Origin of the sequence: Dactylosporangium sp. NPDC005572, from assembly GCF_040605515.1 — a bacterium.
GTDB lineage: Bacteria > Actinomycetota > Actinomycetes > Mycobacteriales > Micromonosporaceae > Dactylosporangium.
In genome coordinates this window covers 185,395-209,689 of sequence record NZ_JBEXCY010000002.1, presented here as the reverse complement: position 1 = coordinate 209,689, position 24,295 = coordinate 185,395, and the positions used below count along the sequence as shown (strand labels likewise).

Genomic DNA, 24,295 nt, shown 5'->3' with positions numbered 1-24,295 from the left:
GGGGAGTCGCCACTGGCGGCTCCCCGACTTTGTTTTTCCCCGGTTGAACCTAGGTTTCCGTCCATGGACGCCGTCGACATCGCCCGGATCGCTCGCCTCGAGCGCCAGATCGCCTTCCTGTACCGCCACCTCGGCATCGACCCGCAGCTCGCCGAGCAGATCGACGTCCCGCGCGACCTGCCGCCCGAGTTCAGCGACGCGCTGCGCAAGCACAACCTGATCCTGGCCATCAAGATCTATCGGCAGGTCACCGGCGTGAGCCTGGCGGAGGCAAAGGCCGCGGTGGAGCGAATGGTCTGACGACTGTCGTCCTCAGGTGCGACGAACCGACCCTCGACTTGGTTGCGGAACCCTTGCATGACTTCCGCCATAGGGCCGTCGTCAGGTCTGATATCCCCATCCCCTCGACCAGGGAGGACATGTGGGATTGAACAAGAGGCTCACCGGTGTGGTCGCATTCGCGGCCGCATTGACGGTGACCGGCGCGGGCTTGTCGTCTCCGGCGAGCGCCGCGCCCGTTGCGACGACCGAGTACACGGTCGTCGCCGCGGACAACGTCTCGGCGGCTGACGCCGTTGCCGCCATCAAGAAGGCCGGCGGCACGATCACCGCGACCAACGAGACGGTGGGGATGTACACCGTCACGGCTGCGCAGAGCGGCTTCGTCGAGAAGGCGGCCGCCTCCGGGCAGCTCGTCGGCGCGACGCACCGCACGGCGATCGGCAAGGCGCCCAAGAAGCAGCAGCCGGTGGACGTGGAGAAGGCGGTCGCCGCGGCGAAGAAGGGCGGGAAGAAGCCGACCACGGCCGGCATGGACCCGCTCGACGACAAGCTGTGGGGCCTCACGACGGTCAAGTCCGACAAGGCGCGGAAGGTCAACGCGGGCGACAAGCGCGTGACCGTCGGCATCCTGGACACCGGCGTCGACGCGTCGCAGCCCGACATCGCCCCGAACTTCAACTGGGCGCTGTCGAAGAACTTCGCCAAGGACATGGTCGACATCGACGGCCCGTGTGAGGTCGCGAGCTGCCTCGACCCGGTCGGCACCGACGACGGCGGCCACGGCACGCACGTCGCCGGCACGATCGGCGCGGCGGCCAACGGCTTCGGCATCTCGGGTGTCGCGCCGAACGTTTCGCTCGTCGAGCTCAAGGGCGGCCAGGACTCCGGGTACTTCTTCCTGGAGCCGACCGTCAACGCGCTCATCCACGCCGCGAACAACGGCATCGACGTGGTCAACATGTCGTTCTACGTCGACCCGTGGCTGTACAACTGCACCGCCAACCCGGCCGACTCCCCGGCCGCGCAGGCGGAGCAGCGCACCATCATCCGGGCGATGTTCCGGGCGCTGACCTACGCGCACTTCAAGGGCGTCACGCTCGTGAGCGCGCTGGGCAACAACCACGAGGACATCGGCAAGCCGCGCACGGACTTCTCCAGCCCGGACTACCCGGCCGACGCCGCCTACGAGCGGCCGATCGACAACAGCACCTGCTGGGACCTTCCCACCGAGGGCCCCTTCGTCATCGGTGTCTCGTCGCTCGGCCCGTCGCTGAAGAAGTCGGACTTCTCCAACTACGGTCTGGAGCAGATCGGCGTCTCGGCACCGGGCGGCTGGTTCCGTGACGGGTTCGGCACGGATACGTACCGCACCAACGAGAACATGATCCTCTCGACGTACCCGAAGAAGGTGCTGCAGGAGGAGGGCACGGTCGACGCCGACGGCAACATCACGCCGGCCGGCGAGGGCCTGGTCTACAAGGAGTGCAACGCGAAGGGCCAGTGCGGCTACTACACCTACCTGCAGGGCACGTCGATGGCGTCCCCGCACGCGGCTGGTGTGGCTGCGCTGATCGTCAGCGCCCACGGTGAGAAGAAGGGCCGCGACTTCGGCCTGGAGCCCTGGAAGGTGGAGTACCTGCTGTACAGCACGGCGGCCGAGAAGGCCTGCCCGGAGCCGCGCCTGCAGAGCTACACCAACGAGGGCCGCCCGGCCGAGTTCGACGCCCTGTGCGAGGGTGGCAAGGAGTTCAACGGCTTCTACGGCTTCGGCGTCGTCGACGCCTACGCGGCCGTGACCGCCCGCGCCTGGTGGGAGCACCGCTAGACGAGTAGTACCCGCCTGGTGGTGCGATGCATGCTCCCCGCACCACCAGGCGGCCTTCCCGCTCCCGGCCCGCGGGCCGCGGCTTAGGATCACGTCCGTGGTGTACGAGGCGGCTTCGGGCCGATACCAGGACATGCTCTACCGGCGCAGCGGGCGGAGTGGGCTCAAGCTGCCGGCGATCTCGCTCGGCCTGTGGCACAACTTCGGCGACGGCCGGTCGTACGAGACGCAGCGGGCGATCGTGCGCCGGGCCTTCGACCTCGGCGTGACGCACTTCGACCTGGCGAACAACTACGGGCCCCCGCCCGGGTCCGCGGAGTCGAACTTCGGCCGGATCCTGGCCGACGACCTGCGTCCCTACCGGGACGAGCTGGTGATCTCGACCAAGGCCGGTTACGACATGTGGCCCGGGCCCTACGGCGAGTGGGGTTCTCGGAAGTACCTCACGGCGTCGCTCGACCAGTCGCTGCGGCGGATGGGCCTGGAGTACGTCGACATCTTCTACTCCCACCGGCCGGACCCGGACACGCCGCTGGAGGAGACGATGGGCGCCCTGGACCGGGCGGTGCGCTCCGGCAAGGCGCTCTACGTGGGCATCTCGAACTACAGCCCGGCGCAGACCCGGGAGGCGGCGCACATCCTGAAGTCGCTGGGCACGCCGCTGCTGATCCACCAGCCGCGGTACTCCATGTTCGACCGCTGGATCGAGGCGTCGCTGCTCGACGTGCTGGAGTCGGAGGGGGTCGGCTGCATCCCGTTCTCGCCGCTCGCGCAGGGGCTGCTCACCGACCGGTACCTGCACGGGATTCCGGAGGACTCGCGGGTCCGGACCAGCCGATTCCTCAACGAATCGGATATTTCGGGTGAGCGGCTGGACACCATCCGCGCGCTGGACGACATCGCCCGCCGGCGCGGTCAGAGCCTGGCGCAGCTGGCGCTGGCGTGGGCGCTGCGCGACCAGCGGGTCACGTCGCTCATCATCGGGGCGAGCAGCGTGACCCAGCTGGAGCAGAACATCGGGGCGCTTTCGCACCTGACGATCTCCGACGGGGAGCTGTCGGAGATCGACAAGCTACTTGCTCACGACCGCGCTTAGCGCGCCGAGGATCGGCTGGAGGGCGGGCGGTACCGCACCGTCCTCCGCCACGATCTCGCGGCCGTTGTAGATCACGCTGTACGTGAAGCCGTCGGCGACCGTGCCGTCGTTGGCGTTCACGTTGGGGATCTTGGTGAAGTCGACGCTTCCCAGGGCCTGCTTGAGCGCGGCCAGCTCCTGGGCGGTGAGCTTGCCGGTCTTCGTGCCGCCGCGGGTCTGGATCGTGTAGGAGCCGTCCTGGGCCACCGTGAGGCGGTCGTTGACGCCCGCGATGCCGCCGGTCCTGGTGAAGGCCACGAGCGTCTGTGCGCTCGGGCTCTCGCCCTGTGTGGGACTCGGGCCAGCGCTCTGGCTCTGGCTCTGGCTCTGGGTCTGGCTCTGGGTCTGGCTCGGTGCGGTGCTTGCGTCCCCGGCGGTGGCGCCCGGGTCGTCCGCGCAGCCGGTGAGCGTCAGGGCCAGCAGGACGGCCGCTGCCGCGAGTCTCGGCTTCATCGTGGGTCTCTCCATCCGTGGGGGTCTCGTCGGTTGGACGGTGCCGCGTTATGTCCGGTTCCCCGGTGACGTCACGCACAATCCTGCTTCACCGGCGCCGGGAGGCCGTAAACCCGGTCGTTTCTGTCGTACCCCGAGTTCATGATGTGCCCATGCGCCTTGACCCGTACCGCCGAGTCCTCGCCCTGCCCGGGGTGCGGTCGCTCATGGTGCTCGCCCTGCTGGCCCGGATCCCGATCACCGCCATCGGGGTCACCATGACGCTGCACGTCGCGCAGGACCTGCACCGGGGCTGGGGCGCCGCGGGCCTGGTCGGCGCCGCGCTGACCGTCGGCACCGCGCTCGGCGGGCCGCTCAACGGCCGCTTCGTCGACCGGCGCGGCCTGCGGCCGATGCTGCTGGTGACCACGGCCGCCGAGGCGCTGTTCTGGGTCACGTCGCCGCTCATGTCCTATCCGGTGCTGCTCGTCGGTGCGCTGGTCGCGGGCATGTTCTCGTTGCCGGTGTTCTCCGTGGTGCGCCAGTCGATCGCCGCGCTCGTCCCGGCCGACCAGCGCCGCCAGGCCTATGCCCTCGACTCGATGTCGGTCGAGATCTCGTTCATGGCCGGCCCGCCGCTCGCCGTGCTGCTCATGAGCACGCTGTCCGGCCGGGTCGCGATGTGGTCGATCGGCGCCGCGCTGGTGCTGGCCGGTCTCGCGCTGTATGTCACCAACCCGCCGGTCCACCCGGCCCACGACGAGGCGGCCTCCACGGGCCCGGTCCGCCGCCGCGACTGGCTGACCCCGCGCTTCATCGCCGTGTGCGCCGCGGCCGCCGCCACGACGGTCGTGCTGGCCGGCACCGACCTGGCCATCGTCGCCATGATGCGTGAGGCGGGCCGCGTCGAGCTCGTCGGCGCCCTGCTGGCCGCGTGGGGCGTCTACTCGCTGGCGGGCGGCTTCGTGTACGGCGCCCTGACCCGCGCGGTGCCGCTCGTGGCGCTGCTGGGCGGCCTGAGCCTGTTCACGCTCCCGGTGGGCCTGGTGGGCGACGCCTGGCCGCTGCTGTTCGCGGTCCTGATCCCGGCGGGCGCACTGTGCGCGCCGACCTTGAGCGCGAGCGCCGACCTGGTGAGCCGCCTGGTCCCGGCCTCGGCCCGCGGCGAGGCCATGGGCTGGCACGGTTCGTCGCTGACGGTGGGCCTGGCGATCGGCTCCCCGCTGGCGGGCTGGGCCATCGACCGCGGCTCGCCGGCGTGGGGCTTCGCGTCGGTGGCCGCCGCCAGCCTCTTGGCCACGGTGGCCCTGCTCCTGTTCCAGTCCTTCGGCCGCCGCACCCCACCCCCGCCCTCGACCCCCGCAGCCACCGAGTCCGAGCAGACACCCACGCCAACGGCAGCACCACTGAAGGCGCCGATCCCGGAGGCACCGCCCGCAGAGCCGACACCCACGCCAACGGCAGCGCCACTGAAGGCAATCCCGGAGGCAGCAACCGCGGAGCCGGCACCCACGGCAACGGCAGCACCACTGAAGGCGCCGATCCCGGAGGCAACGACCGCGGAGCCGGCACCCACGGCAACCGCAGTGCCGATGAAGGCGATTCCGGAGGCAGCGACCGCGGAGCCGGCGACGGTCTCGGCCGGCGCCCGGGAAGCTCGCTGAGGCGCGGCAGCCACGACATCAGCGACCACTGAGCCGGAAGCCGCGGAGACGGCGCCCGCGGGCGCGGCGGTCGACTCGGCGGGACCGCTGATGGCGAGCGAGGTGGCCGCCGCCAAGGCAGCAACCATCTCGGGAACTACCTCGGGCGAGCCCCCGGGATTTCACCGAAATGTGGCGCCGCCGCGAAGCCACACCACCTCAGGCGAGCCCCGGAGCTCGCTGAGATGCGGTCGCGGCGAAGTCAGCGGCGGGGCTCCTGACTCGCGAGCCTTCTTTCTTGCATTCCTTCCTCGACCGCTCTTGCTGCACGCGTCTCGCTGGCGCCCACGTCGGCGCCATCCCGTGGAGATTTGCCCGAATTGAGCAGTTGAGAGGGCGGCGGTCCCATGATCAAGGGAAACTTCTGGTCGTCATGGCAGCCAGATTCTTCCCTTGATCATGGACCGGGTCCTCGGCGCTGGTGCGGTGTCCACCAGCGTTCGCCGGGTCGGCGCCGCGCCGCGCCGCAAGGCTCGTCGATCTTGGAGTTTTGGTCCCGGAAATATCCGTCAAAGGGGACAAATCCAGGGCCAAAATCCAAGATCGCGCGTGGCATCCCGGGAGCCGGCAGATCCGCCCTGCGTTCATGGACAGCGCACCTCGGTCGACGTGAGGCTGCCCGTCGGCGTGAGCCTCGCCAAGATCCAGGTGCGGAAACGGTGTGGAACGTCGGTGTGACCGGGCTTTTGGCGCGACCCCCCGGGAATGCCGGAGTTTTTGCAGGTCAGCACCCCTGTGGGCGGTCGCGTGGGGGGTGCTGGCAAGTTAACGTTGAAAAATTCGTCGTGAGAAATTTCTTCAGTTGGTGCCATCCGCGTCGGGGCGAGCGGCGAACAGCCCTCGATCAGGGTTGGCAGGTGCTTCAGAGCCGGGAACCGGTGGTGGAAGAACGCCGCCACCTCGTCGCGGACCACCAGCTGGCGCCTCGCCGATCCCAGCAGGTCGGCGGGCAGGCGGCGCCGTGTTCGTTAAACCTTTGTGTCGGCACGTTTCCCAGTGTTTCGGGAATCGCCGGTGTCCCGTATGCGTCCTTTACAACATATGGGAAGTTCCGGCTCACCGAGCGTGTGCTCTTCGCCGTACCCGACAAAATCCCCGTGTAGTGCAACACCTGCTCGAAACGGGCGCGAATACCCGGGGCTGGCGATATCGCTCGGTAGTTCGTTGCGTTCGCAGTGTAGTGGGGGAGCTGCCAGATGTCTCGCGGCTCCGAGCCGGCCGCCCTCCGTTCAGTGCGAGCCGACTCCAGGCCGGACAGCGGCCACACCGCCGAGTCGCTGGGGGCTGGGCCGTCTAGCACCACCGCACCCGCTGGGTCCACTTGGGCGCAGTAGAACTCGTAGTCCTCGGATTCGGGGCGCCCGTGAAGCCGTGGGTATATCCGTGCATGATCAGGGTGTCGCCGCGGGGCGTCATGTGGCGCAGGGCGGCGACCACTTCCCGGGCCGTCCACAGGGTTCTCTCGACCGGTACGCCGCCGGAATAGATGCCGCAAGCGTCGTCGTAAACAGGAAATACCGCTACGGCGAACGGCACCTTACGGGACGACAGATAGTCGGCGATGGCGCACGGTGCTGGGGCGGGCAGGTCGTACAACAGGTCCGCCAAGGCGAGGTGCCGATCGTCGAGACTCAGGTACGTGAACGGGGACCTCGGCGATGTACGTCGGGCGGGCCACCCGCAGCACCCACGGGGCCACGCCGCCGGGCGCCACCGCATCGGCCGGCGTCGTTGCCTGGACGCTCGGGGAGACGGCCGGGCACATCATCGCGCCGGTGGACGGGTTGCGGGTCAGGGAGGTGCCGCGATAGCGGATCTCAGCGACCCGGTCGGCGGAGATCGTCGCATTCTGAAAACCGATTCCCCGGTACCGCGAGATCAATTGCCGGATGTCGGCGCCCGCCCACAGGACGGACGCGCCGGCGGCGAGGGACGCGGGAGGCAGGGGTTCGTCGTACGTCGATCAGATATAGATCGTCAACTGGTACTTCCCGACGGTTCCGGACGTGTACTTCGTCACGGGCAGCGCCCACCATGATCCGAAGCGGGAGGCCGGATTCCCAGCTTGGACCGCATAGAGCTCGCCCAGGTCCCCGTATTGCCCGGTTGTGTCATACAGGACGAGCGGCCCGCTCGCCGGGTATGCAGGAGAACGGCCCGCCGACGGGCTGGCCGGAGTCGTACCGATTGGAGAGGTTTTGCAGGCGTTCACCGAGACGACCGCGAGCACCAGCACGGCGATCACGGCAGGGAGCCCGTTCGGGCGGCGGGTCGTCACAGCGAGTATTCGTCGGACTGCGGCTCGATGCATGCACAACTCTCCGGAGAACCCGTCACCAAAGCCATCAAAACGGACGGAATTGGTGGCCCGGTCGGGCATATTCGGCGGGTCGTCCGACAAACGGGATGGTTGCGTCCGTCACTCAGCGCGGTACGATCCGGCAGAGCCGCCCTGCGGTGATCGGTGCGGAACCCCCTCCGTATCGCTCCGCTCGTGGCACACCCGACGGAGGGCGATCTTGACTACGTGCTGCCCGTTCGCAGCTAGCACGCCGGACCGGCTGGTCCCTTCGTGGCCGCCAGCAGTCTCGGTCACGCGACCGGCAGCCGCGCCCCCTCCACACGGCTCGGATTTCCAGAGTTCTGAGAGGTCCGCATGAGCACCGCGATGCAGGTCCGGCTGCGCCACTGGCCGGGCATGAAGGTCTCCTGGCTCGGTGCCGGGGCGGTCGTCCACTCGGGGGACGAGCCGAGCCCGGGCGCCGCCCAGCTGGTGGTCTCCCCCCACGGCGGTTCCACCGAGTGCGCTGTCGTCATCAGCTCGCACACGGTCAAGCTGCAGCCCGCGATGGTCGAGGAACTGGCCGAGGTCCTGGCCAACGGTCTCCCCCGCGGCTTCAGCGCGATGCGCTTCGTCGCCTGGGACGGCGCCTGCGCCACCAACGAGCGGCCCGCCGCCGCTCACATGATCTCCATGCGGCTCGGCATCGACGTCATCGCCGCCGCCGGCCCGCTCCTCGGTGTGCCCGGCGGGTCGCTGTTCGCGCCGATCGGCCGCGGCGAGCACCGCCCAGGGGGCTTCTGGCGGTTCCGCACCGGCACCAACCCGGTGCGCGTGGGCTGGCGCTTCCCGGCCCCGGCGTGGGAGGCCGACCTCAGCGCCGAGCTGCCCGAGATGCCCGGCGACCTGGTGCTCGACCAGATCCCGGCCGGCCTGTGGCTGCACCGCCGGCGCGTGGGCAGCGTGACCGACCTGGCCTACTCCGTGCCGACCGACCACGAGCACCCGTCGCTCATCCTGTCGCACCCCGGCGAGAAGCCGCTCCACCGCGAGGAGTTCGCGCACGCCGTCTCCGCGATCCCGGCGCTCGCCGCCGACCGTTGCGTCATCACGCCGTACGGGCAGCAGCCGCTGGCCGACGGTCCGGTGGGGCCGGTCGTGGCGGACGTGCTCGGCCGCGCGGTGCATGTGCGCACCGGCTTACCCCTGTGCGCGCCCGCCGGCCAGCGGGCCGTCGTCACCATCGACCAGAAGGGCCTGCCCCGCTGGCGCACGTTCGCCCGCGAGCTCTGGCACGCCCCGCGCAACGGCGCCCCGCGCACGGTCGACTGGGTCAACCCCTGCCCCGACCTGCTCGACAGCCCGGCCGGTGCGGCGACGTTCACGCTCGGCAGCGGCTGGGTGCTCGAGGTCGTGCAGGCCGGCGTGTGGATCCGCCCGGAGCACCTGACCGACCCGGCGGACTGGATCCGCGGGCTGCCGGTCGACGTGAACCGCTGCGCGGTCGTGGTGGGCGCGCCCAACGCCGCCGAGGTGCCGCCGCCCGGTCACATGATCGCGGATGTACTGGAGAAGCTGCCGATCGACGCGCGGAAGCGCGCGTACATCGCCGTCCCGCGCGGCGCCGCACCCACCGTTTTCGTGCTCGCCACCGCGCTGCGCGACTCGCTGCCCGAGCCGGGCGAGGTCGAGCTGGTCGGGCCGACGCCGCACACGCCCTCCTCGGCGCTGCCCGCGTACCCGGCCTCGACGACGGCCACGGGCTCGTTCCCGGCGGTCGACAGCGGCAGCACCTACGGGCGCGGCAGCCGCCGCGGCGACGCCGACGGGCCCTACCTCGTCGACGGCCGCCCGGCCAACGGGCACCCGTCCGGCGCGCACCCGACGGTGTCCCGCCCGGCCTACGACGAGCGTGGCGCGACGTACGGGCAGCGCCCGCAGGAGGACCGGCCGTACGACGAGCCCCGCACCAACGGCTTCGCGGCGCAGCACGGGCCGCGGGAGCCGCGCACGGGCGCGCTGCCCCCCATGGACCGCACCGGCGCCATGCCCGCCGTGCCCCCGATGGACCGCACGGGCGCCATGCCGACCGTGCCCGCCATGGACCGCGACCGCACGGACCGCACAGACCGCACAGACCGCACAGACCGCACCGGGGCAATGCCGCCGGTGGACCGCGACCGCATGGGCGGCATGCCGCCCCTGGAGCGCGACCGCACCGGGGCCATGCCGCCCATGGACCGCACGGGCGCCATGCCGACCGTGCCCCCCATGGACCGCACAGACCGCATGGACCGCATGGACCGCATGGACCGCACCGGGGCGATGCCGCCGGTGGACCGCGACCGCACGGGCGGCATGCCGCCCGTCGACCGTCCGGAGCCGCGCACCGGAGGCTTCCAGGAGCCGCGCACCGGCGCGTTCCCGCCGGCCGAGGCGACCGGTTCGTTCACGCCGGTCAGCCCGAACGGCGCGCACCGGCCGAGCAACGGCCGCCACCCGGCGGCCCCGCACGGCGGGCACCCGGCGGACGGCACGTCGGCGTTCCCGCCCGCGAACGGCTACGCCGGCGCGCCCCGCAACGGGCACAACGGCAACGGCCACAACGGGTACACCAACGGCCACGGCCCGAACGGCAACCCGCCGATGCACCCCGAGCTGCACGTCGCCCCGCCGCGCACGTTCCACCGCGAGGACCAGCCGATCGCGCCCGGGCCGAACGGGCCGCAGGGGTACAGCTTCGACGCCCCGAACTACGACGAGCACCACTTCGACCTGCCCGTCCCGCCGAGCCGCACGCCGGCCCAGCGGGCGCCGATCCACGACGACGGTGACGACGACCGCGAGGAGACGTCGTCGCCGAACACGGGCCGGGAGATCCGCTCGCACAGCAAGAAGGGCAAGACGACCCGCGCCGACGACAAGACGAGCACGCAGGAGCTCGACCGGCTGCTCGGGTTCTTCGACGAGATCCGCCGCGCGAAGGCGTGGGACGAGGACCCGAAGTCGCCGGACCAGCAGGCCGAACGGCGCGCCGCCGCCGGCCAGCCGCCCGCCGGCCCGCGCCGCGCCCGCCACTGACCATCGACCGCGAACGGCCCGTTCCCCGGAAGGGGGGCGGGCCGTCGGCGTATTCAGGGGGATTGTTTAGGATCGCACGGTGCTCGACATCATGCTGCCGCACTACGGTGACCTGCGTCTGTTGAAGCTCGCCGTCGACAGCGTGCTCGCTCAGAGCGACGACCGCTGGCGGCTGACCGTCTTCGACGACAACCCCGCGGGCCGGCACGAGGAGGTGCCGGCGTTCTTCGCGGCGCTGGACGACCCGCGCGTGCGGTACCACCGGAATCCGGAGAACCTCGGCATCACCCGGAACTTCCAGCAGTGCATCGACCGGGCGACCGAGCCGTTCATGGTCATCATGGGCTGTGACGACGTGATGCTGCCCGGCTATGTGGCGCGGGTCCACCAGCTGGTCGAGGCGCACCCGGACGCGGTGCTCGTGCAGCCGGGCGTGGAGGTCGTCGACGCCGACGGTGTCGTGGTCAAGACGCTCGTCGACTCGACGAAACGGCGCGTGTACGCCCCGAAGTTCACCGGCACGCTGGTGATGACCGGCGAGGAGCTCGCGGTGAGCCTGCTGCGGGGCAACTGGCTGTACTTCCCGTCGCTGGCCTGGCGCACGTCGGAGATGCAGGCGGTCGGCTTCGACGCGTCCCTGTCGGTCATCCAGGACCTCGCGCTCATCATCAACCTGGTGGTGCGGGGCGGCTCGCTGGTCGCCGACGACACGCTCTGCTTCCAGTACCGCCGCCACGGCGACAGCCTGTCCGCCTCGTCCGCCGTCACCGGCAACCGGTTCAGCGAGGCCCGCAGCTTCTTCCTGGGCGCCGCGGCGCGCATGGAGGCGCACGGCTGGCCGCGGGCGGCCAAGGCGGCCCGCTGGCACCTGTCGTCGCGCATCCACGCGCTCACGATGCTGCCGGCGGCCGCCAAGCAGCGCAGCGGCAGCAGCGTGCGGGTGCTCACGCGGTACGCCTTCGGCCCGCCCCGTCAGACGTCCAGGTAGGGCCGGATCTCCACCGACCACCACGACGCGGCCGGGTGACCGGCCGCGCACTCGATCGCCTCGTCGAGGTCGGCGCACTCGACGAGCTCGAACCCGCCGATCTGCTCCTTCGTCTCGGCGAACGGCCCGTCGGTCACGATGACCTTCCCGTCGCGCACCCGGACCGTGCGGGCGTAGCGGGCCGGCCGCAGCCGCTCACCCTCGTGGGCGATGCCGCGCCGCGCCATGTCGGCCTGCCAGACGACGAAGTCGGGCGAGGCGACGATGTCGTCGGGGCTCGGCTCGTCGGGGTTGTCGTCGCAGATGAGCATCAGGTACCTCATGCACGTCCGACGAACGGCGACTGTCGAAATCGACGGCGCGGGTTCGTCGTCTCCAGGAACCCGATCTTCTTGGAGATGACGATGTACCTCTCGATGCACGCGGCGACCGAACCGTCCGAAGGGCAGCGGCGCGAGGCGGACCGCCGGATGGGTGAGCTCGCGCGCGGCCTGCGACGCTGGTGGAACTGGTTGCGGGGAGGGTGGGAGTCGAACCCACACGGGCGTGAACCCAACGCCGTTTTCGAGACGGGTGCCGGCACCTATCGGCTGGCCTCCCCCGGTCCTGCGCGCCCTTGGAAGGATTCGAACCTCCGGCCTCCTCGTTCGTAGCGAGGCGCTCTACTCCGCTGAGCTACAAGGGCATGGTGTGACGCGGAAAGTGAGGGGATCGAACCCCCGCGGGGTCTCCCCCGTCGACGGCTTAGCAAGCCGCAGCCTTACCTCTCGGCCAACTCTCCAGTGGTGCCGTGGGACGTACCCGGAAGAGGATTCGAACCTCCACTGTCCTGACCCTGAATCAGGTGCCTCCTGCCGTTGGGCTATCCGGGCGTGCGGGGCTCGGCGGGCGGTAGCAGGTCCCGCCGAGCCCCGATTCAGCGCTGGGCGAGCGAGGCCCACGTCGGAGTCGACGGCTGGACCCGCAGCACCATGCCCGCTTCAGCGGGGGTGCGGTCGCCCTTGCGCTGGTTGCAGGCCGTGCAGGCCGCAACCGTGTTCTTCCAGGTGTTCCGCCCGCCCCGCGAGCGGGGCAGGATGTGGTCGATGGTCGTGGCCTCGCGGCCGCAGTAGCCGCAGCGGTGGCCGTCGCGGGCGTGCACGCCCGCACGCGACCAGGCCGGGCCGGCGCCGAAGCGCCAGCGGGTCACCACGTAGCTGACGAGCCGTACCACCCGCGGGAGCGGGTAGACCCCGATCAACCGGTCCGGCTCCGCCTCGTGCACGACGGCCACCTCACGCAGCAGCATGCGGATGGCGTGGCGGAGTGAGACCCGGTGCAGGGGTCCGAGGTCGGCGTTGAGAACGAGAACCGCGGTCACCGGGCCTCCTCCCTTCCTGTCGTACCGAGTTCCAGGTGTTGCACCAAACGATCTTGCGTACCGTGGGCGGGACTCGAACCCGCACTGGTCCCGCTTTGAACGGGGCGCCTCTGCCAATTGGGCTACCGCGGCGTGTACCGAATGGAATTGTCAAGGAACAATGAAATGCACGGGCGGCAGGAATCGAACCCACAACCGTCGGATTTGGAGGCCGGTGCTCTACCAGTTGAGCTACACCCGTATGTGTCCATGTCGCACGAAAAAGCCGCCCGATGCTCACCGGGCGGCTTCGAGGCAGGCTGGACCTAGCCTCGCCACCGTCCGGGGCGCAGCGACAACTCGCCGGTCAGACCGCTGACCAGCGCGAAGCCGGGACGTGACCGCCAACTGCGGGACAGGGCGGCCCGACCGAGCGGCGCGCTCGCCGTCAGTCGTAGCTCCTTGTGCCCGTTCATCGGTGGCCCCTTCCTCTGCGTGCCGTTGACGTATTCAAAGATACGACCCGGCCGGACGCGCGGCAAGAGAATAATCAAGCGGCCGTGTAATGCGCGAGGTACAGGTCCATCTCGTCGGTGGACTCGTCGCCCTCGTTGACGCTGAACCAGAGCGAGTTCTCCAGCCAGAAGCGGTGGATGAACTGCTCGAAGCCGTCGGCCGCGCGGACCATGTTGGCGATCAGGGTCGCGCGGTCGACCTCCTCCAGGCCGACGATCTCCAGCAGCCACGGGGAGGCGATCACGAACGGCTGCTCGCCCGGGCGCAGGTAGAGGTACCAGATGACCGCGTCCTGCTGATCGCGCATGAAGCGCACCAGCTGTGCGGTGGGCTCGACCGGGCTGGGGACCGGGCGGGGCGCGAGGTCGAAGTCGCAGCCGGTGCACGACGGGATCGCGTCCATGAGCACCTGGCTGCTCATGAACCGCTTGACGGCGGCCGGGAGCTCGACGTGCTGGGTGAGGGCGCCGACCTCCATGGCCCGCAGCGGGTCGTGCGGCGCGTCGGGGACGAGCCACGAGAACGTCCCGTCGTGGCGGGACTCGTCGACGACCGGCAGGCTCTCCGTGGGGTAGAGCTCGTACGTGCCCATACTCTCCCGGGCGCTGCCCAGGTCGGTGCCCCACCAGCCGTGCGGGAAGTCGATCGTCATGTGTCGCACGGTACGGCCCGGGATGGGGTTCTTCCGTCGCCTATCGGACCGACACGGGCGCGCGTTTCCGCAATCCGCTACGCGGAGGCCGCGGCCGCCCTATCCGTCGCAGCGGTTACGGGGCGCTGCTGGTGCGCTTCATCTGGATCGTCATAATCGAGTTGGTCAGGCTCATCGCCACCGAGCCGCAGTTGATCCTCATCGGCTCCGGCACCCGGGAGCCGAGCTTGCCGCTGTAGTCACTCACGCCGTTGCGGTAGAACGTCTCGGTGCCGGTCGGGCGGGGGTCGCCGAAGACCAGCATGCCGTTCTCGACCTTGAACGTGTAGCTGATGAACCCGGTGAACACGTAGTCGAACTTGCTGGTGCCGGCGCTGCTGCTGCCGGTGAGGTGGACGCCGTTGCCGTAGTCGAACACCGCGCGCCCGGTGTCGCTGTACCGCTGGTAGGTCCCGCTGCTGGTGAACGGGAACACGCCGGTGTTGCGCACGGTGACCTGCTCGTCGTGCTTCTCCTCGAGCCACACGCCGTAGACGCAGGCGGCGTCGGCCGCCGCCGAGGGGCTCGCCGAGGGGCTCGCCGAGGCGCTGGCCGACGGCTCCGCCGACGCGGAGGGGGTGGCCGTGGCGGTCGGACCGGCCGTGGCCGACGGGGTGGCCGACCCGGTGGCCGTGGGCGGGGCCGCGGCGGGCAGGCCGTCCTCCTCGCCGCCCGACGTCGCCGCGTAGACGATGACGGCGCCGACGAGCAGCAGCGCGACGACGCCGAAGATCAGGCCCGGGATGAGCAGCGGGTTGCGCGGCTTCGGCGCCGGATAGGGCGCCGGGTAGCCATGGCCCGGTGTGGGCGGGACCGGTGGGAAGGCGCTCGTCGGCGACTGCCCGTAGGTGGCCGGGAACGCGCCGGTCGGCGACCCGCTCGCCGGTGCCGCGTACGCCCCGGCGGGCTGGCCACCCGGGGCCGCCGCCGCGGGGAACGCACCGGTCGCGCCGGGCGCGGGCGGACGGGGCCCGGAGACGGGCGAACCGGGTTGGGGCTGGGCGCCGGGTTGGGGCTGGGCGCTGGGCTGGGGCGTGCCGGCCGACGGGTAGCCATTGGTGGGCTGGGGGCCGCCGTTGCCCGTCTGCGGCCGGCCGGGGGCCGGGGGCTGGGCTGTGGTGGGAGCGCCCCGGAAGAGGCGGCAGTTGACGCAGAATCCCTGGGCGTCGATTCCGTTGGCACCGCAGCGCGGGCACTGCACAGCGACCCCTCCCTCTGTAGGAGGCCAACCTATCGTGCGGTGCCAAATCCTCGCGACGCCCGGAACGGGGGTTGTCCACTGTGGAGGGCCCGGAAAATGGGCGAGACCGGCATCCACGGGGGAAGACGCCGGTCTCGTTGAAAACTGTAAGGCTCGCCGGGCGTTTCCGCCAGCCGTGCGGCGCTCTGAAACTCCCGGAAACGATTTCGGGTTTCGCGACCGCCCGCCGGGGCCGCGGCGGCGGTGCCGGTATGGTGTCCAGCCAGGTGGGCACGACGCGATGAGGAGGCGGATGTCGACCCTGTTGGTGGTCGTGCTCGGCATCGCCGGACTGGCCCTGCTCACCGTCGGCGCCGATCAGCTGGTCGTCGGGGCCGGTCGGCTGGCCACCGTGCTGCGGGTCGCGCCCGTGATCGTCGGGGTCATCGTCATCGGCCTGGGCACCAGCGCGCCGGAGTTCATCGTCTCGGGCACCGCGGCCGTGCAGGACAACTCCGGGCTCGCGCTCGGCAACCTCGTCGGGTCGAACATCCTCAATGTCACGCTGATCCTCGGCGTCGTCGCGATCGTCTCGCCGGTGCTGGTGCGCTCGTCGGTGCCGGTGCGCGAGGCCCCGCTGATGGTCGCCGCGGTGGCGGTCTTCGGCGCGTTCGCGCTGGTCGGCATGAAATTCGTGGCAGGTGTACTGCTGGCCGTGCTCAGCCTCGGCGCGCTCCTCGTGCTGGGGCGCCTGTCCCGGGTACCGCCGGATGATCCGCTCCCGGACGACGTGGCGGCCTTCGTCGAGCCCTCCCCGCCGCCCGGTCGCGCCTGGGTCGAGGTCATCCGCACGCTGCTCGGCCTGGCCGCGACCCTGGGCGGGGCGCAGTTGCTGGTGGCCAACGCCAGCACGCTCGCGTCGCGGTGGGGCGTCAGCGACACCGTCATCGGCTTCACGCTCGTCGCGGGCAGCACGGCGCTGCCCGAGCTGATGACGTCCGTGCAGGCCCAGCGGCGCGGCGAGGGCGACCTCATGGTCGGCAACCTGCTCGGCAGCAACCTGTTCAACAGCCTGATCGGCGGGGCGATCGTGGGCCTGGCGGCGGGCGGCGACACGATCGCGCCGTTCGGCTTCGCGGCCGTCACCGCGATGGTGCTGGCCTCGGCGCTGGCGTGGCTGCTGCTCAAGCGGGGCAACCGGATCACCCGGCCCGAGGCGGCGGTCCTGCTGTGTGCGTACGCGGCGATCCTGCCGCTGTTGATCTCCGCGAATCCGTGACGTTTCCTCCTCGATCGGTTGGGTACGCGGGTCGAATGGGCGACGCAATGGTCCGGACTCACCGCTCCGGCGAGAGTCCGGACAGCACGATCGTGGTGGAAGTGCTCGGGCCGCTGGAAGCGGCCACCGTGGGGGCGTTACGGTCGGTGGTCCTCGACACCGTCCAGACCTACCAGCCCCGGACGCTGATCGTGGACCTGCGGCGGGTCCCGTTCATGGACTCGATCGGGATCGGCACGCTGGTAGCGATCAACAACAGGACCCGCGAGCACGGCGGCGCGATGCAGGTGCGCAGCCCGTCACCCTTCGTGCACCGGCTACTGCAGGTAACCGGCCTGACCGAGCTGTTCGGCCTGCCCGACCTGCCGGAGGACGCCCCGGTCTCCGGCGCCGGCGTGATCAGCCTCCCGGAGCGCTAGATCCGGTCGACGGTGATCGTGCCGACACCCGACGTGGCGTCGACGTCGTAGCGGTCGGTGGCGCCGTCCCAGCCCGCGGAGGCGAACGTGGCGCCGGCCGCGACGCCGTTGCTGGCGGCACCGTCGATGGTCACCGCGCCCGCCCCGCCGCCCGCCCGGACCCGCACCGGCGCCGCCTTCGGGGCGTGCAGGACGACCGTGTTCGCGCCGCCGGACAGCCGGATCGGCACCGTGCCGTGCGCGGCCGGCAGGGTCAGCTCGACCGCGGCGACGCCCCCGGCGTACTCGACCGCGGCCAGGTTGCCCAGGTCGCGCAGATCGGCGGTGCTGGCGTTGGCGCCGGCGGTGAACCGGACCGTCCAGCGGACGCCGCGGTTGAGGCGGACCTCCACGGCCGCGCCACCGGGGCCGCCCTCGCCGTCGAGGGTCAGCCGCACCACGCCGTCATCGGTGACCCGGGCCTGCGGGGTCAGCCGGCCGTCGCGGGGGGTCTCGGCCTCGAACAGCCGGTCACCGAGGTCCGCGGCCTTGACGGTGACGGCGGTGGCGCCGCTGAGCACGTCGAGGACGGCGGCGTCGCGGCCGGCGGCCGGCGCGCTGACGACGTGGTCGCGGGCGTCGGCGGGGGTGCGCGGGCCGGCGCTGTCCATGAGTGTCGCGACGACGGCGATCACCACCAGGGCCAACGCGATCAGACCGCCGATGAGCCACACCGTGCGGGGCGGCGGGCCGGCGGGGGCGGCGTGGCGCGGCGGGATCTGGACGGTCGTCATGGCGAAGTGGTCTCCCGCATCGACGTGCGTGAAACACTGCTGACAACACAAGGGCCGGGGCCGCCGCCACGGGGGAAGCGGCGGCCCCGGCTGTCCTTGGGTTGCCACGCAATGTACACCGACCCGCGTCCGCTCCACAGCCCCTAAATCGTGCCGTCTTGGCGACCGTCGGGAAGTGTCCACTGTGGAGGACAAAACCGCACACGATCGAACGCGCAACGGTTCGGCGCACTACCCGTGCGACATCATCAGACCCGCAACTGGGCGGCCCGCCGGGCCACCTCGGCCGGCGTGAGGAGCTCGCCGTCGAGGACGACGGCCCAGAACGCGTCGAGCGGGATCCGCTCGAACAGCGGCGAGCCGAGGGTATCGAAGACCGACTCGGGCACGAGCTTCAGCGAGGTGGTCACGACGACGGTCGGGACGCTGCGCGCCAGTGCGAGCGTGCCCTTGATGTTGAGGACCCGGGTCGGGCTGATCGCGTCGGCGCCGGCGAGTCCGGTGACCGGCTGGAGGCCCTCGGTGCCGGGGACGTCGACGGTCCCGGCGGGCAGGCCGGCGACGACCGCCTTCACGAGGGCGCTGCTCGGCGCGGTGCGGGCCCAGCCGCCGCGCTGGAGCATCAGCCGGGTCGCGGTCGCGACGCTGCCCTCGACGTCACGGTCGAGCTGCTCGCGGATCTCGCGCAGGGCCGGGCCCGGGTCGGCGCTGTTGGCGGCGCGGGCGATGTGCCACATCGAGGCGTAGCCGGGCAGCAGGCCCGGCAGGGGCTCGACCACGGCCCGCAGGGCCGGCGGATCGTGCACGAACTCGGCGAGACCGTCGAGGACCTGCCGGGCCACGCCGGTCGCACCGGACGTCCGGTCCTGCACGGCCGCGGTCAGCAGCGGCGACAACGTTGGCGCGCTCATACGGCTCCGTTTGCTCCTGTCGATAAAACGGACAACGACCCCAGACAGACTCATGTATGAGACAGCCGGGGTCGATCTCCGTCAAGTAGACAAACGAGCAAGAACCGGTTGACGCCGCGGGTCTTTACCGACCAGCAATCGGGGCGTAATCGCGGGCGCTGTACCCGGTGTAGACCTGCCGCGGACGGCCGATCTTGGTCTCCGGGTCGTTGATCATCTCGCGCCACTGGGCGATCCAGCCGGGGAGCCGGCCGAGCGCGAAGAGCACGGTGAACATCGTGGTCGGGAAGCCCATGGCCTTGTAGATGAGGCCCGTGTAGAAGTCGACGTTGGGGTACAGCTTCCGGGAGACGAAGAAGTCGTCCGCGAGGGCGATCTCCTCCAGCTGCATGGCCAGGTCGAGCAGCGGGTCGGGCTTGGCCATCCGGCCGAGCACCTCCTGCGCTGCCTTCTTGACGAGCGCGGCGCGCGGGTCGTAGTTCTTGTACACCCGGTGGCCGAAGCCCATGAGGCGGACGCCGGCCTCCTTGTTCTTGACCTTGCGGACGAACGCGTCGACGTCGCCGCCGTCGGAGTGGATATCCTGGAGCATCTCCAGCACGGCCTGGTTGGCGCCGCCGTGCAGCGGGCCGAACAGCGCGTTGACGCCGGCGGACACCGACGCGAAGAGGTTGGCCTGGCTGGAGCCGACGAGGCGGACCGTCGAGGTCGAGCAGTTCTGCTCGTGGTCGGCGTGCAGCAGCAGGAGCATGTCGAGGACCTTGACGAGCACCGGGTCGAGCTCGTACGGCGTGGCGGGCACGCCGAAGGTCATCCGCAGGAAGTTCTCGACGTAGCCGAGCGAGTTGTCGGGGTAGAGCATCGGCTGGCCGATGGCCTTCTTGTAGGCGTACGACGCGATGGTCGGAACCTTGGCCAGAAGGCGGATGGTGGAGATCTCGACCTGTTCCTTGTCGAACGGGTTGAGGCTGTCCTGGTAGAAGGTGGACAGCGCGCTCACGGCCGACGAGAGCACCGCCATCGGGTGCGCGTCGCGCGGGAAGCCGTCGAAGAAGCGGCGCATCTCCTCGTGCAGCAGCGTGTGGTGCTGGATGCGGTCGGTGAACTCCTCGAGCTGGGCGGTCGTCGGCAGCTCACCGTGAATCAGCAGGTACGAGGTCTCGAGGAAGGTGGACCTCTCGGCCAGCTGCTCGATCGGATACCCGCGGTAGCGCAGGATGCCCTCGTCGCCGTCGATGTAGGTGATCGACGAGACGCACGAGGCCGTATTGACGAAGCCGGTGTCCAGCGTGACCTGGCCAGTGTTGCTCAGCAGCTTGCCGATCTCGAGACCGCCGGGGCCATCGGTCGCTTTGCGTACCGGCAGATCGAGTTCGCCGTCCGGGTAGGTGATCTTGTACTCACTCATGCGCGTCGTTCCCGTCTCGTCCCGCAGTCCGGCTCCTGGTCGCGGCCGCCGTTGCCCGCGACCGGCGCTTATGGCGCTGTCGGCAGGATTACAGATGGACCCGCCCCACCGGTAGGCGGGGCGCTGCAGTGCGATATTTCCTACTCGTAACCACGGCATACCTCAGGACTTCATCGTCCCATCACGTGTAGAACCGGGCCATCTTTTCGTCTGCGGCCCAGGGCCGAGGTTCGTCCCCGGGGGGTGTCGAGCGCTCACCCGGGGTTCCTGGCCAATGAACCCATGCGACGAATCCTCAGCGGCGCTGCTCTGGGCTGCGTGACCGGGGTCCTCGTGTTGCCCGGCGCCGCAGCGGCGGATCCGAGCGGGTCACCGTCGGCCTCGGCCTCCCCCACCGCGACCGCGACGGTCTCGCCGACGGAGACCGCGACGGTCTCGCCGCCCAGCCCGGTCGGGTCGGTCAGCCCGGAGACGGTGCAGCCCGGCGGGCACGTCACGTTCAGCCTCGTCTGCGCCGTGGGCGTGCGCTCGGCCGACGTCGCGGGCACCGTACTCGGCCTCGACGCCCGGATCCCGATGACACCGGGCACGACCAGCGGGGTGTTCTCGCTGGCGGTGGACCTCCCGTCGACCATCAGCGAGGGTTCGTTCCTCGTGAGCCTGGACTGTGCGGACGGCACGTCGTCGGTGGTCCAGCTGATCGTCTCGCCGTCCGGAGGGGTGCCGACGGGTGGCGGGTCGACCTCCCGGGGCGTGAACCGGGCGCTCATGGCCGCCGGGAGCGGCATGCTGGTCATCGGCGCGGCGGGGGCCCTGATCCTGCGCCGCCGGCCCGACGGTATGCCGTGACCGCGTACCGCAGCCGCCACGCCCGCGCCGCCGGCCCGGCCCGCCAGCCGCTGGGACCGCCGGCGGGCAGCTGGCCCTCGGAGCCGGTCGTCGGTGTCGTCACGCGGCCGTCGGCGCGCGTTCCGGGCGGATATTCCGGAAATAACGGTCAAGTCGCGTGGCCTCCCCGTCCGCCGACGATGAACGGGCGGGGGCGGCACGCCGCCGATCCGTACGGCGGCGCCCGTCCGGCGCACCGGGGGACCGCGCCGCTCGCCGACCTGCGGGCGCCCGCGCCCGCGGCCCGGCCGCCCGCCCGCCATGCGGCCCATCACGCTCGTCACGAGGCTCCAGCAGTACACCGGCGGCATGCTCGGCGGCATGAACGGCTCCTCGTGCGGGCGGACGGGACCTGGCGGGGGACCACCGCCCTGGCGCTCATCGCGACCGTGGTCTGCGGGGTCTCGCTGGTCGGGACGTCGTTCGCCGGGACGTCGGAACCGCCGCCGTTCGTGCCGGCCGCCGTCGGGGCGTCGACCGGGAGCGCCACCCAGGCCCCGGCGCCCGCCTCGGCGCCCGTTCGGCTGGCGATCGGGGCCATCGGGGTCGACGCGCCCGTGCGGAGCGTCGACGTGGACCGCAACGGGATGCTGGAGGCGCCGCCGCTGGCCACGCCGCGGGAGGTGGGGTGGTACAAGCGGGGGCCGACACCCGGGGAGGCCGGGAACTCCGTCCTGGTCGGGCACGTGGACACCGCGGCCAGCGGGCCGGCGGTGTTCTACGAGCTGGGGCGGCTCAAGGTGGGCGACGAGGTCAATGTGACGCGGGTGGACGGGTCCGCCGTCAGCTTCCGGGTGGACTCGGTGCGGATGTTCTCGAAGGCCGACTTCCCGGCCGACCTGGTGTACGGGCCGGCGCGGCAGGCGCAGCTGCGGCTGGTGACCTGCGGGGGGACGTTCGACGCGCGCAAGGGGAGCTACCTCGCGAACACCGTCGTCACCGCGACGATGACCGGATGGCGGCGAGCGGCTCCGAAGTGACCGGGTGTCCGACGTACGAGCTCGTGCGCGTTACCCGGCCGGAATTTGTCGTACCGGTTTCGTAGAGTGCCGGGCATGTCGTTGGATCTGCTGGAGCTGCTGCCCGCCGGTTGGCGGGACCTGATGAAGCCGCATCTCGACCTCGAGGTGGTCCACAAGCTGGAGACGTTCGTGGAGGCCGAGTATGCGGCCGGCCCGGTCTACCCGCCGCTTCCCGACCTGTTCACGGCGTTCCGGCTGTGCTCGCCCGAGCAGGCCCGGGTGCTCATCCTGGGCCAGGACCCGTATTTCAAGGAGGGTCAGGCCCACGGGCTGAGCTTCTCCGTGCGCCCGGGCGTGCCGGTGCCGCCGTCGCTGCGCAACGTCTACAAGGAGCTGCGCGAGGACCTCGGGGTGACCCCGCCGTCCAACGGCGACCTGACCCCGTGGGCCGCCGACGGCGTCCTGCTGCTCAACGCGGTGCTGACCGTCCGCGCGGGCAAGGCCGCCTCGCACGCCGGCAAGGGCTGGGAGCAGTTCACCGACGCCGCGATCAAGGCGCTCGACTCGCTCGACCGGCGGGTCGTGTTCGTGCTGTGGGGCTCCTATGCGCGCAAGAAGGCGGTGCTGGTCACCAACCCGGAGCACCGCATCATCGAGGCCGGGCACCCCAGCCCGATGAACCCGGCGGGCTTCCTCGGCTCGCGGCCGTTCAGCCAGGTCAACGCCGCGCTCGAAGAGGCCGGCCTGCCGCCCGTCCACTGGGCCTGACGATGATCCGCGGGGGGCCGGTGTCCGGCCTGGAGGGTCCGCTCTGGCGGGCACTGCTCGTCTTCCGCATCGCCGCGCTCGGTTACGCGGCGGTGCTGATGGTGAACAACTTCCGGGAGTATGCCTGGCCCCCGGGCGGCTGGCTGATCATCGCCGCGATGACCGGCTGGACGGTGGTCGCCAGCCTCGCCTACGCACGGCCCGAGCGCCGGGGCTGGCCGCTGCTCGCCGCCGACCTGGTGGTGGCCGCCGCCTGCCTGCTCGCGTCCCGCTGGATCGTCAACCCCGACGGCCTCGGCGTCGGCTCCCCAACCCTGCCGATGGCGTGGGTCGCCGGCCCGGTGGTCGCCTGGGCCATCTCCGGCGGCCGCCGCCGCGGCGCGATCGCCGCCCTCCTGCTCAGCGTCGCCGACGTGGTGGTCCGCGACGGCTTCAGCCAGGCCACGGCCAACGGCCCGGTGCTCATGCTGCTGGTCGGCGTCGGCGTCGGGCACATCGCCCGGCTGGCGATCGACGCCGAGGCCCGCCTGCAGCGGGCGGTCGAGCTGGAGGCCGCGACCCGCGAGCGCGAGCGACTCGCCCGCGGCATCCACGACTCGGTCCTCCAGGTGCTGGCCCTGGTCCAGCGCCGCGGCGCCGAGCTCGGCGGTGAGGCGGCCGAGCTGGGGCGGCTGGCCGGCGAGCAGGAGGCGACGCTGCGCGCCCTGTTCTCGTCGAGCGGCCCCGCCGCCTCCTCCGCCGCCTCGGACCCGGCCGGCCGCGCGCGGCAGTCGGCACACATCCGCCCGGCCCACATCCGCCCGACGGTGCGCTCACGCACATCCCGCGCCCGGCCGCACGCTCCCGGCGACCTCGCCCCCACGACCACCGCCGAGCGCGTCGACCTGCGCGCCCTGCTGGAGCCGCACGCTGCCACGGGCGTCACGGTGGCCGCCCCCGCCACGCCGGTGCTGCTCCCGGCCCCGGTGGCCGCCGAGGTGGCCGCGGCCGTGGCCGCCGCGATCGACAACGCCCACCGCCACGCCGGCTCGTCCGCCCAGACCTGGCTCCTGCTGGAGGAACTCGAGGACGGCGTGACGATCACGGTCCGCGACAACGGCACGGGCATCCCGGACGGCCGCCTGACCGAGGCGGAGCGGGCGGGCCGCCTGGGCGTGGCCCAGTCGATCCGCGGCCGCATCCGCGACCTGGGCGGCACGGTGACCCTGACATCTGGCCCGGGCTCAGGAACGGAGGTCGAACTCCACATCCCCCGCTAACCACCGCCCCCGCCGCTGCCTGCCGACCGCCGCCTGCCCACCACTGCCTGCCCACCACTGCCTGCCACCACTACCGACCATCGCTGCCCGACCGCTGCCCGACCGCCGCCCGACCGCCGCCAGCCGCCGCCCGACCGCCGCCCGACCGCCGCCCGACCGCTGCCCGACCGCCGCC

Annotated in this window: 23 protein-coding genes and 5 tRNA genes; 13 read left to right on the top strand and 15 right to left on the bottom strand. The window is 71.4% G+C overall.

All coding sequences use genetic code 11. The features are described 5' to 3' along the window. Positions 1–63: 63 nt before the first annotated feature. The 3 genes from ABZS66_RS02100 to mgrA all read left to right on the top strand — a co-directional run bounded on the left by ABZS66_RS02100 (position 64) and on the right by mgrA (position 3,203). Positions 64–300: a hypothetical protein gene (locus tag ABZS66_RS02100; RefSeq protein WP_354754238.1), complete on the top strand. Its 237-nt coding sequence runs from the start codon at positions 64–66 to the stop codon at positions 298–300. Between the two features lie 127 nt (positions 301–427). Beyond that, positions 428–2,107 (top strand): S8 family serine peptidase, encoded by a 1,680-nt coding sequence (locus tag ABZS66_RS02095; RefSeq protein WP_354754325.1) that lies wholly within the window; start codon positions 428–430, stop codon positions 2,105–2,107. 133 nt (positions 2,108–2,240) lie between these two features. Then, on the top strand, positions 2,241–3,203 hold the full coding sequence (mgrA, locus tag ABZS66_RS02090) for an L-glyceraldehyde 3-phosphate reductase (protein ID WP_354754324.1): 963 nt from the start codon (positions 2,241–2,243) through the stop codon (positions 3,201–3,203). On the opposite strand, the gene ABZS66_RS02085 is transcribed toward mgrA, so the two are convergent. Next, positions 3,180–3,695 carry a hypothetical protein gene (locus ABZS66_RS02085; RefSeq protein WP_354754237.1) on the bottom strand — a complete coding sequence of 172 codons (516 nt, stop codon included), beginning with the start codon at positions 3,693–3,695 and terminating at the stop codon, positions 3,180–3,182. The two genes, mgrA and ABZS66_RS02085, sit on opposite strands and share 24 nt — an antisense overlap. 152 nt (positions 3,696–3,847) lie before the next feature. Here ABZS66_RS02085 and ABZS66_RS02080 point away from each other — a divergent pair, with 152 nt between their 5' ends. After that, entirely contained in the window at positions 3,848–5,338 is a 1,491-nt protein-coding gene (locus ABZS66_RS02080) for an MFS transporter (RefSeq protein ID WP_354754235.1), read from the top strand. 1,332 nt (positions 5,339–6,670) lie between these two features. On the opposite strand, the gene ABZS66_RS02075 is transcribed toward ABZS66_RS02080, so the two are convergent. Next, the gene (locus tag ABZS66_RS02075) at positions 6,671–7,096 is read right to left on the bottom strand and encodes a DUF2334 domain-containing protein (RefSeq protein ID WP_354754233.1); all 426 of its coding nucleotides are present in this window, start codon (positions 7,094–7,096) and stop codon (positions 6,671–6,673) included. Here ABZS66_RS02075 and ABZS66_RS02070 point away from each other — a divergent pair. Beyond that, entirely contained in the window at positions 7,036–7,188 is a 153-nt protein-coding gene (locus tag ABZS66_RS02070; protein WP_354754331.1) for a hypothetical protein, read from the top strand. The two genes, ABZS66_RS02075 and ABZS66_RS02070, sit on opposite strands and share 61 nt — an antisense overlap. A 152-nt stretch (positions 7,189–7,340) precedes the next feature. On the opposite strand, the gene ABZS66_RS02065 is transcribed toward ABZS66_RS02070, so the two are convergent. Then, the gene (locus ABZS66_RS02065; RefSeq protein WP_354754231.1) at positions 7,341–7,622 is read right to left on the bottom strand and encodes a hypothetical protein; all 282 of its coding nucleotides are present in this window, start codon (positions 7,620–7,622) and stop codon (positions 7,341–7,343) included. Between the two features lie 411 nt (positions 7,623–8,033). On the opposite strand from ABZS66_RS02065, the gene ABZS66_RS02060 reads away from it, so the two are divergent. After that, positions 8,034–10,739 (top strand): hypothetical protein, encoded by a 2,706-nt coding sequence (locus tag ABZS66_RS02060; protein WP_354754229.1) that lies wholly within the window; start codon positions 8,034–8,036, stop codon positions 10,737–10,739. 79 nt (positions 10,740–10,818) lie between these two features. After that, positions 10,819–11,727 carry a glycosyltransferase gene (locus ABZS66_RS02055; RefSeq protein WP_354754227.1) on the top strand — a complete coding sequence of 303 codons (909 nt, stop codon included), beginning with the start codon at positions 10,819–10,821 and terminating at the stop codon, positions 11,725–11,727. Here the strand turns inward: ABZS66_RS02055 and ABZS66_RS02050 are convergent. The 9 genes from ABZS66_RS02050 to ABZS66_RS02010 form a co-directional block, all read right to left on the bottom strand. After that, on the bottom strand, positions 11,712–12,050 hold the full coding sequence (locus ABZS66_RS02050; protein ID WP_354754225.1) for a YciI family protein: 339 nt from the start codon (positions 12,048–12,050) through the stop codon (positions 11,712–11,714). The genes ABZS66_RS02055 and ABZS66_RS02050 overlap by 16 nt on opposite strands. A gap of 192 nt (positions 12,051–12,242) precedes the next feature. Continuing rightward, positions 12,243–12,328: transfer RNA gene (locus ABZS66_RS02045), tRNA-Ser, on the bottom strand. A 10-nt stretch (positions 12,329–12,338) separates the two neighbouring features. After that, positions 12,339–12,412, bottom strand: a tRNA-Arg gene (locus ABZS66_RS02040). An 11-nt stretch (positions 12,413–12,423) separates the two neighbouring features. Continuing rightward, positions 12,424–12,508: transfer RNA gene (locus tag ABZS66_RS02035), tRNA-Ser, on the bottom strand. A 17-nt stretch (positions 12,509–12,525) separates the two neighbouring features. Next, a tRNA-Leu gene (locus ABZS66_RS02030) sits at positions 12,526–12,599 on the bottom strand. A gap of 44 nt (positions 12,600–12,643) precedes the next feature. Then, complete coding sequence (locus ABZS66_RS02025; RefSeq protein ID WP_354754224.1) at positions 12,644–13,087, bottom strand: HNH endonuclease; 444 nt, start codon at positions 13,085–13,087, stop codon at positions 12,644–12,646. A 168-nt stretch (positions 13,088–13,255) separates the two neighbouring features. Continuing rightward, a tRNA-Trp gene (locus ABZS66_RS02020) sits at positions 13,256–13,328 on the bottom strand. Positions 13,329–13,616: 288 nt separating this feature from the next. Beyond that, positions 13,617–14,234 carry a hypothetical protein gene (locus ABZS66_RS02015; protein WP_354754223.1) on the bottom strand — a complete coding sequence of 206 codons (618 nt, stop codon included), beginning with the start codon at positions 14,232–14,234 and terminating at the stop codon, positions 13,617–13,619. 115 nt (positions 14,235–14,349) lie between these two features. Next, positions 14,350–15,474: a hypothetical protein gene (locus ABZS66_RS02010; RefSeq protein WP_354754222.1), complete on the bottom strand. Its 1,125-nt coding sequence runs from the start codon at positions 15,472–15,474 to the stop codon at positions 14,350–14,352. 292 nt (positions 15,475–15,766) lie between these two features. Between ABZS66_RS02010 and ABZS66_RS02005 the strand changes: the two genes are divergently transcribed. Continuing rightward, positions 15,767–16,732 (top strand): sodium:calcium antiporter, encoded by a 966-nt coding sequence (locus tag ABZS66_RS02005; protein ID WP_354754220.1) that lies wholly within the window; start codon positions 15,767–15,769, stop codon positions 16,730–16,732. Between the two features lie 47 nt (positions 16,733–16,779). After that, complete coding sequence (locus ABZS66_RS02000) at positions 16,780–17,151, top strand: STAS domain-containing protein (protein WP_354754218.1); 372 nt, start codon at positions 16,780–16,782, stop codon at positions 17,149–17,151. Here ABZS66_RS02000 and ABZS66_RS01995 read toward each other — a convergent pair. The 3 genes from ABZS66_RS01995 to ABZS66_RS01985 all read right to left on the bottom strand — a co-directional run bounded on the left by ABZS66_RS01995 (position 17,148) and on the right by ABZS66_RS01985 (position 20,243). Next, on the bottom strand, positions 17,148–17,924 hold the full coding sequence (locus ABZS66_RS01995) for a hypothetical protein (protein WP_354754216.1): 777 nt from the start codon (positions 17,922–17,924) through the stop codon (positions 17,148–17,150). The two genes, ABZS66_RS02000 and ABZS66_RS01995, sit on opposite strands and share 4 nt — an antisense overlap. A gap of 248 nt (positions 17,925–18,172) precedes the next feature. Then, complete coding sequence (locus ABZS66_RS01990; RefSeq protein WP_354754214.1) at positions 18,173–18,835, bottom strand: hypothetical protein; 663 nt, start codon at positions 18,833–18,835, stop codon at positions 18,173–18,175. Between the two features lie 124 nt (positions 18,836–18,959). Continuing rightward, positions 18,960–20,243 carry a citrate synthase gene (locus ABZS66_RS01985; RefSeq protein ID WP_354754212.1) on the bottom strand — a complete coding sequence of 428 codons (1,284 nt, stop codon included), beginning with the start codon at positions 20,241–20,243 and terminating at the stop codon, positions 18,960–18,962. Positions 20,244–20,525: 282 nt separating this feature from the next. Between ABZS66_RS01985 and ABZS66_RS01980 the strand changes: the two genes are divergently transcribed. From ABZS66_RS01980 to ABZS66_RS01965, 4 genes are all read left to right on the top strand, one after another. Further along, the gene (locus ABZS66_RS01980) at positions 20,526–21,092 is read left to right on the top strand and encodes a hypothetical protein (protein WP_354754210.1); all 567 of its coding nucleotides are present in this window, start codon (positions 20,526–20,528) and stop codon (positions 21,090–21,092) included. A gap of 374 nt (positions 21,093–21,466) precedes the next feature. After that, positions 21,467–22,111 carry a class F sortase gene (locus ABZS66_RS01975; RefSeq protein WP_354754208.1) on the top strand — a complete coding sequence of 215 codons (645 nt, stop codon included), beginning with the start codon at positions 21,467–21,469 and terminating at the stop codon, positions 22,109–22,111. Positions 22,112–22,186: 75 nt separating this feature from the next. After that, a complete protein-coding gene (locus ABZS66_RS01970; RefSeq protein WP_354754206.1) occupies positions 22,187–22,861 on the top strand; it encodes a uracil-DNA glycosylase in 675 nt (224 codons plus the stop codon). A gap of 2 nt (positions 22,862–22,863) precedes the next feature. Then, positions 22,864–24,120 (top strand): DUF5931 domain-containing protein, encoded by a 1,257-nt coding sequence (locus ABZS66_RS01965; protein WP_354754205.1) that lies wholly within the window; start codon positions 22,864–22,866, stop codon positions 24,118–24,120. Positions 24,121–24,295 lie beyond the last annotated feature (175 nt).